At 41.5% G+C, this 16450-nt stretch carries 19 protein-coding genes and 1 pseudogene; 16 read left to right on the plus strand and 4 right to left on the minus strand.

Features of this window, described 5'->3' with window-relative positions:
- Positions 1-5 precede the first annotated feature (5 nt).
- The 12 genes and pseudogenes from AC3WTJ_RS15835 to AC3WTJ_RS15890 all read left to right on the plus strand — a co-directional run bounded on the left by AC3WTJ_RS15835 (position 6) and on the right by AC3WTJ_RS15890 (position 11799).
- Positions 6-1160, plus strand: a complete 1155-nt coding sequence (locus AC3WTJ_RS15835; RefSeq protein WP_492522583.1) for a glycosyltransferase family 4 protein — start codon at positions 6-8, stop codon at positions 1158-1160.
- Positions 1145-2254: a glycosyltransferase family 1 protein gene (locus AC3WTJ_RS15840; protein ID WP_492522584.1), complete on the plus strand. Its 1110-nt coding sequence runs from the start codon at positions 1145-1147 to the stop codon at positions 2252-2254. Before AC3WTJ_RS15835 ends, AC3WTJ_RS15840 begins: the two co-directional genes overlap by 16 nt.
- A gap of 4 nt (positions 2255-2258) precedes the next feature.
- Positions 2259-3143 (plus strand): glycosyltransferase family 2 protein, encoded by an 885-nt coding sequence (locus AC3WTJ_RS15845; RefSeq protein ID WP_492522585.1) that lies wholly within the window; start codon positions 2259-2261, stop codon positions 3141-3143.
- Between the two features lie 20 nt (positions 3144-3163).
- The gene (locus AC3WTJ_RS15850; protein ID WP_492522586.1) at positions 3164-4237 is read left to right on the plus strand and encodes an EpsG family protein; all 1074 of its coding nucleotides are present in this window, start codon (positions 3164-3166) and stop codon (positions 4235-4237) included.
- A 21-nt stretch (positions 4238-4258) separates the two neighbouring features.
- On the plus strand, positions 4259-5299 hold the full coding sequence (gene galE / locus AC3WTJ_RS15855) for a UDP-glucose 4-epimerase GalE (RefSeq protein ID WP_492522587.1): 1041 nt from the start codon (positions 4259-4261) through the stop codon (positions 5297-5299).
- 212 nt (positions 5300-5511) lie between these two features.
- Positions 5512-6240: pseudogene (locus tag AC3WTJ_RS15860) on the plus strand (glucosamine inositolphosphorylceramide transferase family protein); the annotation flags it as partial.
- A gap of 102 nt (positions 6241-6342) precedes the next feature.
- Positions 6343-6939, plus strand: a complete 597-nt coding sequence (locus tag AC3WTJ_RS15865; RefSeq protein ID WP_407873168.1) for a sugar transferase — start codon at positions 6343-6345, stop codon at positions 6937-6939.
- Between the two features lie 15 nt (positions 6940-6954).
- Positions 6955-7593: an acetyltransferase gene (locus AC3WTJ_RS15870; protein ID WP_492522588.1), complete on the plus strand. Its 639-nt coding sequence runs from the start codon at positions 6955-6957 to the stop codon at positions 7591-7593.
- Positions 7594-7707: 114 nt separating this feature from the next.
- The gene (locus AC3WTJ_RS15875; RefSeq protein WP_492522589.1) at positions 7708-8820 is read left to right on the plus strand and encodes a DegT/DnrJ/EryC1/StrS family aminotransferase; all 1113 of its coding nucleotides are present in this window, start codon (positions 7708-7710) and stop codon (positions 8818-8820) included.
- A gap of 297 nt (positions 8821-9117) precedes the next feature.
- Positions 9118-10920 carry a glutamine--fructose-6-phosphate transaminase (isomerizing) gene (glmS, locus tag AC3WTJ_RS15880; protein WP_492522590.1) on the plus strand — a complete coding sequence of 601 codons (1803 nt, stop codon included), beginning with the start codon at positions 9118-9120 and terminating at the stop codon, positions 10918-10920.
- Between the two features lie 8 nt (positions 10921-10928).
- Positions 10929-11270: a helix-turn-helix domain-containing protein gene (locus AC3WTJ_RS15885; protein WP_127455448.1), complete on the plus strand. Its 342-nt coding sequence runs from the start codon at positions 10929-10931 to the stop codon at positions 11268-11270.
- 187 nt (positions 11271-11457) lie between these two features.
- A complete protein-coding gene (locus AC3WTJ_RS15890) occupies positions 11458-11799 on the plus strand; it encodes a helix-turn-helix domain-containing protein (RefSeq protein ID WP_127455449.1) in 342 nt (113 codons plus the stop codon).
- Positions 11800-11820: 21 nt separating this feature from the next.
- Here AC3WTJ_RS15890 and AC3WTJ_RS15895 read toward each other — a convergent pair whose 3' ends face one another.
- Complete coding sequence (locus AC3WTJ_RS15895; protein ID WP_492522591.1) at positions 11821-12009, minus strand: anti-repressor SinI family protein; 189 nt, start codon at positions 12007-12009, stop codon at positions 11821-11823.
- Between the two features lie 198 nt (positions 12010-12207).
- Here AC3WTJ_RS15895 and AC3WTJ_RS15900 point away from each other — a divergent pair, with 198 nt between their 5' ends.
- Positions 12208-13074 carry a metallophosphoesterase gene (locus AC3WTJ_RS15900; protein WP_492522592.1) on the plus strand — a complete coding sequence of 289 codons (867 nt, stop codon included), beginning with the start codon at positions 12208-12210 and terminating at the stop codon, positions 13072-13074.
- 45 nt (positions 13075-13119) lie between these two features.
- Here AC3WTJ_RS15900 and AC3WTJ_RS15905 read toward each other — a convergent pair whose 3' ends face one another.
- Positions 13120-13725, minus strand: coding sequence for a hypothetical protein (locus AC3WTJ_RS15905; protein ID WP_492522593.1), 606 nt, complete (start codon positions 13723-13725; stop codon positions 13120-13122).
- Between the two features lie 103 nt (positions 13726-13828).
- Here AC3WTJ_RS15905 and AC3WTJ_RS15910 point away from each other — a divergent pair, with 103 nt between their 5' ends.
- Complete coding sequence (locus tag AC3WTJ_RS15910; RefSeq protein WP_127455452.1) at positions 13829-14335, plus strand: tyrosine-type recombinase/integrase; 507 nt, start codon at positions 13829-13831, stop codon at positions 14333-14335.
- A gap of 222 nt (positions 14336-14557) precedes the next feature.
- Here AC3WTJ_RS15910 and AC3WTJ_RS15915 read toward each other — a convergent pair whose 3' ends face one another.
- The gene (locus tag AC3WTJ_RS15915; protein WP_174806797.1) at positions 14558-14926 is read right to left on the minus strand and encodes a helix-turn-helix domain-containing protein; all 369 of its coding nucleotides are present in this window, start codon (positions 14924-14926) and stop codon (positions 14558-14560) included.
- Positions 14927-15059: 133 nt separating this feature from the next.
- On the opposite strand from AC3WTJ_RS15915, the gene AC3WTJ_RS15920 reads away from it, so the two are divergent.
- Both AC3WTJ_RS15920 and AC3WTJ_RS15925 read left to right on the plus strand, forming a co-directional pair.
- Complete coding sequence (locus tag AC3WTJ_RS15920; RefSeq protein ID WP_157317951.1) at positions 15060-15488, plus strand: hypothetical protein; 429 nt, start codon at positions 15060-15062, stop codon at positions 15486-15488.
- 104 nt (positions 15489-15592) lie between these two features.
- Entirely contained in the window at positions 15593-15817 is a 225-nt protein-coding gene (locus AC3WTJ_RS15925; protein ID WP_157317952.1) for a hypothetical protein, read from the plus strand.
- Positions 15818-15897: 80 nt separating this feature from the next.
- On the opposite strand, the gene AC3WTJ_RS15930 is transcribed toward AC3WTJ_RS15925, so the two are convergent.
- Positions 15898-16326: a DUF2621 domain-containing protein gene (locus AC3WTJ_RS15930; protein WP_157317953.1), complete on the minus strand. Its 429-nt coding sequence runs from the start codon at positions 16324-16326 to the stop codon at positions 15898-15900.
- Between the last annotated feature and the right edge of the window lie 124 nt (positions 16327-16450).

Here is a 16450-nt window from a genome sequence, read left to right on the forward strand (position 1 = left end):
TACAGATGTCTAAAAAAGTGCTGTTATGCGCCACTGTTGATTATCATTTTAAAGCATTTCATTTACCTTACATGAAGTGGTTTAAGGAGCAGGGGTGGGAGGTCCATGTTGCCGCTAACGGTGATATGGACCTTCCTTATGTGGATACAAAGTTTAATATTGCCATCCAGAGGTCCCCTTTTAAATTAAAAAACCTTAAAGCCTATGGAGAATTAAAGTCACTCATAGATGAAAATAAGTATGACATCATTCACTGCCATACGCCAATGGGTGGTGTGCTCGCACGTTTAGCAGCGCGGGAAGCACGCAAGAGTGGGACGAAAGTGATTTACACCGCTCATGGGTTTCACTTTTGCAAGGGGGCTTCACGCCTGAGCTGGACGGTCTATTATCCACTTGAAAAAATTCTTTCTTATTTGACGGATTGTCTCATAACGATTAATGAAGAAGATTATCAATTGGCCGTTGACCGCCGTTTCCGAGCAGGCCGAATAGAACATGTGCACGGTGTAGGCGTAGATACTGTTCGATTCCATCCCATAAATGATTTACATAAGTATGAGTTGAAAGCAAGGGCTGGTTACAATTCCGAGGACATTCTCCTATTTTATGCCGCAGAGTTTAATCAAAACAAGAATCAGCAAATGCTTATTCAGGCTTTATCCTTGATTAAGGATGATGTCCCGAATACCAAATTGTTGCTTGCAGGGGAGGGGCCGCTGCAAGAGCAGTGCCGTAATCTTGCTAGAGAGTTAGGTGTGGAACATCAAATTGATTTTCTGGGCTATCGAGATGATATTCACCTCATACTGCCAATGTGCGATGTTGCCGTTGCATCAAGTCTGCGTGAAGGGCTGCCTGTAAATATGATGGAAGCTATGGCTTGCGCTCTCCCAGTAGTTGCTAGCAGCAATAGAGGGCATAGAGAGCTGGTACATAATGATAACAATGGCTGGATTGTAGAGCCCAATGACTATGAGGCAATGGCAATGAGAATCAAGCAGTTAGCTCAGAATAAAGATCTTCGATCAAAGTTAGGCGAGCACGGCAGAAATGTTGTTGAGATCAGATATGCCATTCAAACTGTGCTAAATGAAAAAAGAAGTATTTATTCCCTATACATGAACGAAAAGGTGGATGTCATGTGGGCGATCCAATAAGGATTTTGCAAGTCGTCGTCAATATGAATCGAGGCGGAGCGGAGACCCTGCTCATGAATTTATATCGTAATATGGATCGATCCAAGGTTCAATTTGATTTTCTCACCAGTAAACCTGGCGTTTTCGATGCTGAAATCGAAGAAATGGGTGGAAGAATTCATCGTATTCCCTATGTATCGGATATCGGTCATACGAAATATATGCAAGCTTTGGAGCAATTCTTTGAGACACATCCCCAATACCAAATTGTACATGCTCATATGGACAAAATGAGTGGTTTCGTCTTGCGGGCCGCGAAGAAAGCAGGCGCACCTGTCCGGATTGCTCACAGCCATAATACAAGTAGTGAGGGTGGAGTTGCCGCCAGAGCCTACAAATGGGTCGCTGGAACATTTATATCCTCCTGTGCAACTCATTTTGTAGCATGCTCGAATAAAGCGGCAAAATGGTTGTTTGCCAACAAGGTGAATAAAGCGATGATTTTAAAAAATGGGATTGAGAGTGAGAAGTTTGCCTTCTCTCCTGAGGTTAGAGAGCAAGTTAGGCAAGAGCTGGGGCTTTCTTCGGAGAGTTATGTTTTAGGGCATGTAGGAAGGTTTGCCCATCAGAAAAATCATTCGTTTCTTATTGATATTTTCGCAAAGCTGCATCAAGAGAAACCGAATGCTGTCCTTATCTTAGCAGGAGATGGGCCGCTGCGTGCAGAGATCGAAAAGAAAGTAGAAGCTTTGCATCTACAGGATAAGGTAAAGTTCCTTGGCGTACGAAGTGACATTACCCGATTACTTCAAGCTTTTGATATGTTTGTATTTCCCTCTTTACATGAAGGTTTACCTGTTACACTCATTGAAGCGCAGGGGGCTGGTTTGCCTTGCCTCATATCTGATGAGATTACCCAGGAAGTGGATATGGGCATTCAATTGGTGGAGCGGATATCGCTCGAAAACAAGTCGATTTGGATAGAGCGGATAAATAGTGTTATCGCAAGAAATTTACCGAGGCATATCCCGTCGTTCTCTTTATCGAACAATGGATACGACATTAAGATCAGCGCATCTTGGACGGAAGGGTTTTATTTAGGCGTATTGAGGTGATTGGATGAAGAAACTTACTGTGTTTACACCTACATATAATAGAGCTTATTGTCTGCATGTTTGTTACGAGAGCCTTAAGCGACAAACATCCAAAGATTTCGTTTGGCTGATCATAGACGATGGCTCGACGGACAATACGGAACAAGTAGTGGCAGGTTGGATTTCGGAGAATGAGATCCAAATTCGATATCACCGCCAGGAAAATCAAGGGATGCACGGCGCCCATAATACAGCTTACAGGTTAATTGATACAGAGTTAAACGTATGTATTGATTCCGACGATTATATGCCGGATGGTGCTGTGGAACATATCAACGCTTTTTGGGAATTACACGGTAGCGAGCATGTAAGTGGAATCGTTGGACTTGATTCTTTTACAGATGGCCGAATTATCGGCACGAAGTTGCCGGAGAATATAAAGCGTTCAACACTATTTGAGTTATACAGCAAACATGGCGTATCTGGGGATAAAAAGCTGGTTTATCGAACAGCACTTACACGGGAGTATCCTTATCCCATTTTCGAAAATGAAAAATATGTCGGCTTAGCTTATAAGTACTATAAGTTAGATGAGCAATACGAATTGCTTCTTATGAATGAAGTGCTTTGCTGCGTGGAGTATTTACCGGACGGCTCTTCAATGAACATGCTCAAGCAGTACCGCAAGAATCCAAAGGGGTTCGCCTTTTATCGTAAGGAGCTTATGAAGCTGCCGTTCGCTAGTTCACTTTTTAAATTCAGGCAATCTATTCATTATGTGTCCAGCAGCCTGACTTCCGGCAATCGCAATTTCATGAAAGAAACACCTGCGAAACTGCTCACTCTTCTCGCAATTCCCCTTGGTGTCATGCTTTACTGGTATGTTATCAGAAAAACGAGTGTCACATAGTACGCGAAAGGAAATCAAAAATGGCCATCCTATGGGTTAATCTGATTGTCGTCTATATCGCCTCCTATTTTTCAAGGATTTTGGCCAAACCTGTGGCAATTGGTGCTGAAGCTCTAGCAGTGAAGCCTAATAAATGGCTGGCGGCTATCGTTATGGCAACATTCGTAGTAATAGCCGGGCTCCGCAATAATATTGGTGATACTTTCTTTTATATGTATTCTTACAAACTAAATAATTACACGTGGGAACAAGTGAAAGCTGAGAAAGATATAGGCTTCGGTATTTTACAAATGATATTGCAGAAATTCACTGCAGATCCACAGTTGTTAATATTTATCACGGCATTAGTGACTAATGTACTCATTGTCTATGTGCTGTACAAATATTCAAGATTGTTTGATTTAAGCATCTATTTATACATAACCTCAGGACTTTATATTATTTCTATGAACGGAGTAAGGCAATTTTTGGCTTCTGCAATCGTATTCGCTGCTACCAAGTTCCTATTTGAAGGAAGCTGGAAGAAATATTTTCTTGTGGTTGCATTCGCTTCCTTATTTCACGGTAGTGCTCTAATTCTTATACCCATTTACTTCATTGTAAGAAGAAAGGCTTGGACAGCATCAACGATTGTTCTTCTGTCTCTGGCAATGATATTGATTCTAGGATATAGCGTAATATCAGATGCCATATTCTCTGCAATCGCTGATACTCACTATGGCGAGTATAAAGATTTCCAAGAAGGCGGAGCTAACGTTATTAGGGTGGCCATCGGAGCAGTTCCATTGATTTTCGCATACCTGGGGAGAAATAAACTAAGAGAGATATTTCCTTACGGTGACTATGTCGTGAACATGTCTTTGTTGAATTTTGTTGTCATGGCGGTCGCGACACAAAATTGGATTTTTGCCAGGTTTACCATCTATTTTGGATTATACAATATCATTCTCATGTCATGGGTCATTAGCTTATTTGTGAGGAGAGAACGAAAGTTTATCTATTATGCCATTTTAGGTTTCTACCTCATTTATTTTTATTATGAGAACGTGGTTACTTTACATCTCTTTTATCGAAGTGACTACTTAAAATTTTAACTAACAGTCAGGAGGTTCAAAATGCCAATACTTATAACCGGTGGAGCCGGCTATATCGGAAGTCATACTTGTGTAGAGTTACTGAACGCAGGATACGAAATTGTTGTTGTTGATAACTTAAGCAATAGCAGCCTAGAGTCTTTGAAACGAGTAAAAGAACTAACAGGTAAAGTCTTTGCATTTTATCAGATTGATCTGTTAAACCGCCAGGATGTAGAGTTGGTCTTTAAACAAAATAAAATCGAAGCTGTGATTCATTTCGCAGGGTTAAAAGCAGTAGGCGAATCCGTTCGTTTACCACTGCGATATTACCACAACAATATAACGGGCACACTCGTGTTATGTGAACTTATGCAGGAATATGCGGTGAAAAAAATCGTATTCAGTTCGTCGGCTACCGTATATGGCATGTCGGATCAAGTGCCAATTACAGAAAACTTTCCACTAGGTGCAACGAATGCATATGGTCGTACAAAACTGATGATTGAAGAGATCATGCAGGACATGTACGTGTCCGATCCAACATGGAGCATTGCGCTGTTACGCTACTTTAACCCGATTGGGGCTCATAGCAGTGGCAGATTAGGCGAAGATCCAAACGGTACACCGAATAATTTAATGCCTTACATTACCCAAGTGGCAGTAGGAAGATTAAAGGAATTAATGATTTATGGAAATGATTATCCAACTGTAGATGGCACGGGTGTCAGGGATTATATCCACGTCGTCGATTTGGCATGTGGACATGTGAAAGCGTTGGAGAAGGTTATGGCGAGTACAGGGGTAGAGGCATACAACCTTGGTACGGGACAGGGTTATAGTGTTGTGGAAATGGTTTTAGCATTTGAAAGTGCAACCGGGCAGCATATTCCGTATTTGATGACAGATCGGAGACCAGGTGACATAGGCGTCTGTTTTTCGGATCCGAATAAGGCTAAGCGTGAGTTAGGGTGGAGTGCTCAGAGAGGCATTAAAGAGATGTGCCTGGATTCCTGGAGATGGCAAGCCCATAATCCATATGGTTTTCATAAAAAAGAAGAAGAAGAAGAAGTAACGGTATAGCGAGGGCTTACTCATGAGTATGTCGGTACTGACTGAAGGGGGATGAACGTTTGTTCCCTATAAATCGGAAATTTCTTAAAAGAATAAAGACGTTAATTTCCCTTATGAAGAAGGGAATTGCTGCTCAGATTTGGTCGATCAAGGTGTTTAGTTCCGCTGACATGATAACGACGTTGTTAAATGAAACCGAATTAGACATGGATAAACCGTCTATGCAAGCCTCAGACGTAAATGATGTGCCAGCTGAATTTGTAGCAGATCCCTTTATTGTTAAGGATGATTCGAGGTTCTATCTGTTCTTTGAGATCTTTAATAAAGAACTTGAACGTGGGCAAATTGGCGTAGCTATAAGTGCGGATGGGTTGAAATGGGAGTATCAACAAGTCGTGCTAAGTGAAAACTTCCATCTATCTTATCCTCAGGTTTTTAAAGTTGGGGATGAGATGTTAATGCTGCCTGAAACGATAGAAACCAATCGTGTTTTATTGTACAAAGCCAAGCAGTTTCCTTATCAATGGGAAGTTGCATGCGAGCTGCTTGAAGGTAAATTTTTGGATCCTTCCATTATTAAATACGATAACAAGTGGTGGATCTTTGCAGGGGCTGAGGGCGGGAATCTCCATTTATTTCATTCGCCTCAATTGGAGGGGCCTTATCTCGTACATCCCCAAAGCCCAATAGTTACTAGTAACCTGATGATTAGCAGACCCGGAGGAAGATTCATTTTTTCAGATGGAACGATCTATAGGTACACACAAGCGGATTATCCTCATTATGGCGATTCGGTAAGAGTCTTCAAGGTAAACAAGCTAACGGAGTTTGAATATGAGGAGGAGGAAATCTCCTTAATCTTGTGCGGTACGAAAAAAGAAGGCGATTGGAGAAAAGATGGGATGCACCATATCGACCAGCTAATGATTGATGATAATCAGTGGTTGGTAGCTGTTGATGGTCATAGTACCCAGAAGTCTAATTACTTTGTATGGAAGCTCAACCGTTTGAAATCAAAATTTTTAGTTAAGACCAATAGGAGCATGATCATGATGAAGCGATTTTTTGATTTACTAATCTCAATTCCTTTATTACTCCTTTTTTCCCCGGTTATCGGGATTGTCGCTGTTTTGGTTAGAGTAAAGCTAGGATCTCCGATTATCTTCACACAGTTAAGGCCTGGATTGCACGGCAAACCGATTAATATCTATAAATTCCGAACCATGACAGATGCAAGGGACAACGAAGGGAATTTATTGCCCGATTCCATACGATTAACTTCCTTTGGGGAATTCCTTAGAAAATACAGCCTTGATGAGTTACTCCAATTGGTGAATGTGATTAAGGGAGACCTAAGTTTAGTTGGTCCAAGGCCGCTGTTAATGGACTATTTAACACTATACACGGAAGAGCAAGCCAAACGCCATCAAGTACGCCCTGGAATTACGGGATGGGCTCAAGTTAACGGGAGAAACGCCATTTCATGGGAAGAAAAATTCAGGCTTGATGTCTGGTATGTGGAGAATCAAAGTCTTCTCCTTGATTTCAAAATCCTAGCTTTAACTTTTGTCAAAGTGATTAAGTCGGATGGAATCAGCCACGGGAATCATGTGACCATGGAGAAATTCTCCGGATCAAATCTATCATGAAGGGTTTGGTACAGGTTGGATTTAGTCGTTATTGGTGAGGGTGGCCACAGCAAGGTCATCAAGGATTTGATTCATTCAAAGAGTGATGTTAAAATCATTGCCATTTTGGATGACAAGTATGACGAATTAACTGTAATCAATGAGATATATATAGGGCCGACCTCTTCCGCACATCTTTTATTGAGTCAAATGAATCATCTTAAATTTGTAATTGCGATCGGGAATAATGAGGTTCGAAAGTCGATTGTGACAAAGCTTGGCCTAGCTAAGGAAAACTATGTTTCACTCATTCACCACACAGCGATTGTTAGTTCGAGTGCTACTATTGGGAATGGTACAGTTATTATGGCTAATACCATTGTTAGTGCTGATACATGCGTTGGCGATCATGTGATTATTAACTCGGGTGCCATCGTAGAGCACGACAATTATATTGGTGACTATGCCCACATTGCTCCTAAAGCTACACTTACCGGTTCCGTAATTGTAAAAGAAGGAACTATGATTGGTGCGGGAGCGACCGTCATTCCTGGGAAAAGCATCGGAGAATGGGCGATTATCGGAGCAGGTGCCACCGTCATTAGTGATATCCCGACGAATAGTACAGCAGTAGGAACTCCGGCCAAAATTATTAGCAGCCGAAAGTTCGCCTAACAGCGCCCAAGACGCTTTTTTTATCCCAAGAACCTATATAAAGGAAGTGCATACCCTGTGTTCACGCATACAAAAAGAATATATCTTTCCCCTCCCCACATGAGCGGGAATGAAATGAGCTATATTCAAGATGCTTTTGATACCAATTGGATCGCTCCTCTTGGCCCCCATGTCGATGCATTTGAGAAAGAGCTTGCCTCCTATGTGGGGGTTAACGACGCGGCTGCGGTCAGTTCCGGAACGGCGGCCATTCATTTGGCTCTGCGGCTGCTGGATGTTCAAGCAGGGGATACGGTTTTTTGTTCCAGTCTAACCTTTGTTGCGAGTGCCAATCCGATTGTTTATCTGGGAGCTTCACCGGTATTTATTGATTCCGAGCCAGAAACATGGAATATGTCCCCTCAAGCGTTAGAACGTGCCTTATACGATGCTGCCCAAGAAAAGAAACTGCCTAAGGCAGTCATCGTTGTTAATCTATATGGCCAAAGTGCGAAGATGGATGAAATCTTGGCGATCTGCCAAACGTTTGATATCCCTGTAATCGAGGATGCAGCAGAATCGTTGGGCTCCACGTATAAAGGGAAAGCGAGCGGGTCATTCGGGAAGTTTGGCATCTATTCCTTTAATGGCAATAAGATTATTTCGACCTCCGGCGGGGGAATGCTGGTTTCCAACGAAGGCGAGGAGCTGAATAAAGCTCGTTTCCTGGCAACCCAAGCGCGTGACTATGCGCCGCATTATCAACATAGCCAGACCGGTTATAATTATCGGATGAGCAATGTGCTCGCCGGGATTGGTAGAGCTCAGTTAGAGGTGTTGGAAGAACGAGTTAACGCCAGAAGAGCGATTTTCAAAAGATATGTTCAAGAGTTGGCGCATGTTCCAGGCATCGCGTTTATGCCCGAACTGCCGAATACACGTTCGAACCGTTGGCTTACTGTATTAACATTGGACGAAAATGAAGCGGGTGTATCGGTTGAGGCGTTATTGGGAGCGCTTGCGGAACAGAATATCGAAGCACGTCCAGTTTGGAAACCGCTTCATATGCAGCCTCTATTCGAAGGGGTTAAGTTTTACCCGCATAGTGACAATGAGATTATATCCGAGCAACTGTTTAAAAGGGGACTTTGTCTACCATCCGGATCCAGTCTTTCGGAAGATGAGCAGATGCAGGTCATCACCTGTATCAAAGAGTCATTGATTAAGGCCAAAAGCATGAGCGTTTAACACTGCGCCAAGCTTAAGCGCCTTCATTCATCTTCTGTCTGTGATGCTGCATCTTTTCAAATAGTGCTTCTTTCATTTCTATGTCAAGGCAGTCTCTATAAAGTATCGAATTGTATACATGCAAGACCTTATGGTAAGTACGTTGCGCCTTTTTCCATACACTCGTCGAAAGTGAATACATGACAGAATCCCTCCCTTTTTAAAAACTTATGTGGGAATTGGAGCATGTATTCAATTTATAGCGAATTATTACTCGATTGTTCTTTATTAAGAATTTTATTTCAAAGGAGATTTAAAATGTGTGGAATTGTAGGATATATCGGTCATCAGGACGCGAAAGCGATCTTGATTAAAGGTTTAGAAAAACTGGAATACAGAGGATACGATTCTTCCGGAATTGCTTTATTGAATGAAAGAGGCACACATGTTTACAAAGAACAGGGACGGATAGCTGCTCTTAACGATGTGATTGATCAAGAGGAGACAGCGTTAGTAGGTATTGGTCATACGAGATGGGCAACACATGGCAAACCTAGCCGCAGAAATGCACATCCTCATCAAAGCAACGGCGGTCGCTTCACCATTGTCCATAATGGCGTTATTGAAAACTTCGAGGAAATCAAACAGCAGTTTCTTTCTGGAGTACCATTCGCAAGCGATACGGATACGGAAGTGATTGTACAGTTGATGGAGAAATTAGTGGAAAACGGCTTAGAGGTTGAAGAAGCTTTTCGGCAATTGCTCGTCACCATGAAAGGTTCTTATGCCGTTGCTTTATTAGATAACGAAGATATCCATACGATTTACGTTGGTAAAAATAAAAGCCCCTTGCTTATTGGACTAGGCCAAGACTTTCATGTAATTGCAAGCGATGCTATGGCGATGCTGCAGCTAACGAATCAATTCGTGGAATTGATGGATGAGGAGATGGTCATTCTTCGCCAACATTCAAAAACGATTAAAACTTTGACTGGAGAGCTCATGCAGAGGAGGCCTTTTCAAGTCAAGCTTGATGCCAGCGATATAGAGAAAGGGATATATCCGCATTATATGCTCAAGGAAATTGACGAGCAGCCCTTTGTCATTCGTAAAATCGTGTCCAAATACCAAGATGGCAATGGAGATTTGATCATCGATTCCCACATTCGCAATAGTATGAAGGAAGCGGATCGGATCTATATCATTGCTTGCGGAACGAGTTATCATGCCGGATTGGTCGGTAAACAGTTGATTGAGAAAATAGCTGAGATTCCCGTTGAAACTCATATCGCAAGTGAATTTTTGTATAATAGACCGATTCTCTCCAAGAACCCACTTTTTATCTTTATTTCCCAAAGCGGAGAGACGGCGGATAGCAGAGGTGTATTAGTAGCCATCAAGCAGATGGGCTATCCGACATTAACGATTACCAATGTACCAGGTTCCACGTTATCACGTGAAGCGGATTTCACGTTGCTCACCCATGCCGGACCTGAAATCGCGGTAGCCTCAACAAAAGCCTATACAGCACAAATTGCTGTATTAGCGATACTCGCATTTGACAGCGCGTGTGCAAAAGGAATCAATCAGGAAATCAACCCTTTCCACGAGTTAAGTATTGCCGCGAATGCGATGGAAATTATGATTAACAAGAAGGAGATGATGGAAGAGAACGTATGGAAGTATTTGAATGCGTCACGCACCTGCTTTTTTATAGGGCGAAGCATGGATTACTACGCATGTCTGGAAGGCGCGTTAAAGCTTAAGGAGATTTCATATATTCAAGCCGAAGGATTCGCCGGCGGAGAATTGAAGCATGGAACCATTGCCTTAATCGAAGAGGGCACTCCTGTTATTGCACTTTTAACCCAATCTCATATTAGGGGCAATATTAGGAGCAACGTCCAAGAAGTTCTGGCACGCGGTGCACATGTTTGTATGATCAGCATGGAGGGGATGGAGGAAAACCACGATCAGATCGTCCTGCCTGCCATTCACGAGTATCTTACCCCGCTGGTTTCGGTCATTCCGTTACAATTAATTGCCTATTATGCAGCCGTATATCGAGGTTGCGATGTTGACAAGCCAAGAAATCTTGCCAAAAGTGTCACCGTGGAGTGATGATAACCATGATCGGTCAAAATATTTCAAGTATACGGAAGCAGAGGGGGTACACATTGTCTGAGCTCTCAGAGCGGACAGGTATTTCCAAATCTTACTTAAGCAATATTGAAAGAAATCTCAAACAGAACCCCTCCATTCATGTGATTGAAAAAATCGCAGAGGTTCTTAATGTGGATCTTAAGCTCTTACTGAAAATTACGGAAGATACGGGAACGAATCATCAACTGGATCAAGAATGGATGGATTTTATAGCTGATTTGAAACAATCCGGTATCGCCAAAGAACGCATTCATGAATTAAAAATTTTGATAGAGTTCATGAAATGGCACAATGATAAAGTTAACTAGTGAGTATTCCAAAGTCATCGGTTTGCACGATCCTGACTGCTGTTATAGATGAATCATAGCAAGAAGCAAAGCCCCGCAGGGGGCTTTTTTTCTTGTTGTTCTTAATAAGAAACATATTTGTTCTTTGAAGGAAATTCTGATATAATTATGAGAGCACCCATCACTTTGAGATAAGGGAAGATATGAAATGATTGGAAAACGCGTACAACAATTGAGGAAAGAGAAGGGCCTGTCATTGACAGAACTCGCTGAACGTGCAGGGGTTGCTAAATCTTATATTAGCAGCTTGGAGCGGGATATTCAGAAGAATCCTTCTATTCAGTTTCTTGAGAAAATTGCAGCTGTCCTTAAAGTGCCTGTCGAGAGATTAATCGATGAGCAGGATGAGACATCTCAGGATGGACCTCAGCTCGATCAGGAATGGTATGACATTATTAAAGAAGCCATGTCATCTGGGGTTGATAAGCAGCAGTTTCGTGAATTTCTGGATTTTAACAAATGGAGAATGAAGCGGCCTAACGATGAATAATCCAGATAACCTTGTGTAGATCTACGGGGACATACAAGGATCATTTTCAGCTGAATTTTGTGATTTTTGAGTCGTTTGGAAAGGGCTTCTTAGGAATGCGCGAATTTCGTCCATCGTAAAACCCATCTTACGTGCGCTCATAATAAGTTCGATCCACTCCGTATCAAGTTCTTCCAAATCCAAATCCGTCTGATGCATCTGATGATTCACAAGTGACCCCTCCAAAGCATTCTTTGTGATACAAATCGTATCTGGTAATTTATTATCGCACGTTTTTTCCGTGAAATCAATCCCGTTCATATTAAAATTATACAAATTGTATCGACGCTTATGTGATTCCCCTCGACAAATTCCGCATGAGCCTCCGCAGTTAGACCTAGAGATACTCGTAAGGGAAGGGGACATCTAGTGACCAGTAAACGTATGAATCGCAGGGCGTTTCTTAAGTATAGTATGTCTGCAGTAGGATCTTTGGCGGCGCTTGCGGGAGTAAGTGGTCTATATAGCATCTTCGGTGAGCGGTATTGGATTCAGCTAAAAACAGTTCCACTTGCGTATCGCCGGTATCCGGCAGCATTCGCGGGCATGCGCATTGTTCAGTTCAGCGACACACATCTCGGTAAGTACTATAGCTTGGACCAATTGGCTCGCGTGGTCAAGCTGGTTCAGCGGCAGAAGCCTGACTTGATTTGTTTTACAGGAGATTTATTTGATTCTAATTACGGTCAAATAAGTGACGATGTGATTCCGATTCTATCGCGGCTTCAAGCCAAATTGGGTAAATACGCGGTTCTCGGCAATCACGATATGCGCCTGGACCCTGGGCGGGTCAAGGATGTACTTGAACAATCCGGCTTTACTGTGCTAGTCAACGCAAATAAGTCGATTGTACGCGGAAATAGCCGTTTATGGATAGCAGGTATAGATGAAATGTTCCACGGTAAACCGGATCTGCCTCTCGCCTTAAAAGGTACTGAAAAAGACGAGTTCGTGCTGCTGCTTGCACACGAACCGGATTTCGCAGATACCGCCTTAAAATTTCCTGTTGACTTGCAGCTCTCAGGTCATAGTCATGGCGGACAAATTCGGATTCCTTTTTACGGGAGCCTATTTACACCGGATCTGGGACAAAAATATGAGGTAGGACTTTATACCTTCGAAAAAAGTGAATTTCACGTTTACACAAACCGCGGCATAGGAACTACATTGTTTCCGATTAGGTTTAATTGCCGGCCTGAAATTACCGTGTTTGTCCTGGAAACGAAGCAGACCTAACCGACAAAAACTCCGCCAGCTGATGCTGACGGAGTTTTTTATTGGTTAATAGCAGAACCACTTTTTCCATATATCGTAGGAATCCGGACAATCATTATTGCCCCAATCGATGTCATCCCAGCAGTCTTCATACCAATTGTTGTTGTGATTGTTGTTATTATTGTTATTGTTGTTATTATTGTTGCTGTTATTGTTGCTGTTATTGTTATGATTATTGTTGCTATTACTGTTGCTATTACTGTTGCTATTACTGTTGCTATTACTGTTGCTGTTGCTGTTGCTGTTGCTGTGATTATTATTGTTGTTGTTGTTGTTGTTATTACTATTGTTATTGTTGTTCTGATATGTACTTGAACTAAATAATTTACTTAGATTAAACAAAGAAGTAAGCTGCGATAAGAAACTATTTTTCTGAGAAGTGCTTGACTCATAACCCGAAGCATAAGCGGATACTGGAAACGTAATCGCACTGAAAATGAGAAGGATGAATAGAAACCTAGCAATTTTTAACAATGTACGTGGCCTCCCTCCATGAGTTGTTAAAGGATGAAAACGTTCTTTATTAAGAATTATACCGTAGATATTAGCTTTTGAGAACAGGAAAAGGCATAGATCATTTATCAAATTTGTGATACAATATGTAACATACAATAATTAGGAGGATTGATAGAATAGAGTACCTTGAGTTCATAAGTAATAGCAAAAAATGGATACATACAATGAAATTTGATTATGGTCATGTGAGGTGCTATTCATGCAAGTTGTTCAACCGATAAGAGATCAAGAGAAAATTGAACAATTACAAGAAGTTTTAAAAGAACAATCAATTCGGGACTGGCTTCTCTTTACAATCGGGATTAATTCCGGACTCCATCTCAGCGATCTTCTATCATTGAAAGTAAAAGATGTGAGGGATCGAAATGTGGTAAGTGTTCGGGAGGAAAAAACGGGTAAAGTCAAGACATTCCAGCTTTCTTCACAGCTTAAGGCCTTTATCAAGGAGTATATTCAATATATGGACGAGGATAATTACTTATTTCCGTCCCAACGAACGGGCAATCCCATCAAGAGAATTCGCGTGTATCGAATTTTAAATCAAGCGGCGAAACAAGTTGGATTAACAGATATTGGCACTCACACTCTCCGCAAAACATATGGCTATCATTACTATTTAAAAACGAAAAATGTCTCTGTACTTAGAGATTTGTTTAATCAGTCCGCGCCATCCGTCACCTTGAAGTATATCGGTGTAAATAAGTAGGAGCAGGCGAACATCGCTATTCTGTCTCCTGACGGATACATAACGTATCGCAAGTAACGGAGAATGAATTTTTACTTTTTAAGAAAAGCTGAGCGTTGGGAGTAGGTCCACATATGAATCAAGAACTTAAGATTTCAATCGATATTCATCAGATTCTTCTCTATCTTGGCATCGACAAACAGAAATTTCAGGCTCATAAAGTCCAATTTGCTCGGCAATCAACTACTCCAACGAACGCTCAGCCCTTACAAAGGCAATGAACCGTTTTGCTTCATCTGGCGAAAGCTTTCGGCCATCAACGGTCAATGAAAACTTTTGCAAAATATTTTCATCTGTTAAATCAAGATTTTCTACAAAGTCCCGAACATCGTTATCAAGAACAGTTTGCTGAAGGTTCGTGCGTCCAAGCAAATAGTCAATGGAAACATTAAAAAAGTTCGCTATTTTATTAATGGTTTCGTAATCGGGCTCACGACGGCTTGTTTCATAGTGAGAAAGGGATGCCCTGGATATACCAATTTTAATGGATAATTCTTCTTGGGTCAGTCCTCTCTTTTCACGTAAGAGGGCAATACGGTCTCCATACTTCAGCTTGATCATTCCTCACTGTTTATTTTTCTACCATTATATCCACGGTGTTTAACCAAATATACCAGAAAACCATTATAACAAAGCAAAGATTCATTTGACTAGATACAATATGTATTAAGGTGGTGTGAAGGCTTTGACGATCGGAAAAAGAAGCAAGTTAACACTGACTACCCCTTTAGAAGGTAAATTAACAATTGTTCAAATGTATGCGAGAAATATACATACGAAGTATGCACTAATCGATATTTTGGAATTAGAGAAGTCACAATTTACTTTCGAAAGTTCATTGATTTTACCTACGGATAACGAAATCATATACGGTTTTGAGCTTATCGTTGCGAATCGAACGTTCCATTGCGAGGGTTGCATAGACCTTGTGAGTAAGAACAAAGATATTTATTTGTATAAAGCGGCAGTTCAACCTAATGACTACGTAGAATTCGAATTGCTTTATGAAATAAATCAACTTGCAACTTTACATAATAAAGAATTTGCCAGAATCACAAAAAGCTACGAACCAGATCGATATTATGATGATGTCGTGGTCAATTATATCTGTTAATAGGAACAAACCCCTTGTTAAGTTACGAAATGTATCTTATAATCATTTATATATACATAATGTAACAATAAACGACATTAAGATTCAGTAAAGGGGAGAAATTTATGTTTAACTTAGATATGGTGTATTGCGTGAAATGCGAATCGGTGATGTCCAGAAACAACGCGGAGAAAGTGTTCAAAACAGGGTATTATAAGACTACGATCCCTCTGTGTCACTGCAAGGACTGCGCCAATGAGCGTTTGGAGAAATTAAGTGCTGAGTTGTCCGGAAATTCGCAGATTTGTTATTCCGGTTTTGAAGCCTCCGCATTTTTATTTACGACATAGGAGGCATGACCATGAGTCTGTTTGACAGCCGTCATAATAAATAAAGCCATCCCTTAATTATAAGGGGTGGCTTTTTCATTTTACTGAAGCAAATGCTTGTAGGCGCTATAGTCGATCTGCTCTCTCTCAAGGAAGCTGGTCAAGCTGCGGTAATCACGCTTCGGAGTCGCAAGAATGTACCCCTCGATACAATGAGCTCTCGTTACCTCATTGGCGTTTGCCTCCAAAGCAACCTGTCCGATGCGAGCCGCGATGGAGTGCTTGGCAATATCTCTAAAAGCTGTTGGCACGGGAGAAACCAGCTGATCCAGGAATGATTTGGAGTCTTCTGTCCAAAGATGGCGAGAGTTGTCGACGTAATGATTTTGCCAATCAAGCTTCGACTTTCCGTCCTCTTTGGGGAGAACCTTCAGGAACTTGCGAAACATGAAGTATCCGCCTACAGACATGAAGAATAGCAGGACAAACACCCAGAAAATAATGAACCACATGAAAAAATCGTTAGCCATTTATTTGTCACCTCACTACCAAACGGTCATATATGATAAGAATTATACCTTATTTCTAGATTTCTTGCGACAATCCGAGTAAAATAGGAAGGTAGTAGATAGACACTCAATAAAGGAGCAATGA

The sequence above is a fragment of the Paenibacillus sp. FW101-FHT12H11 genome (assembly GCF_058790355.1).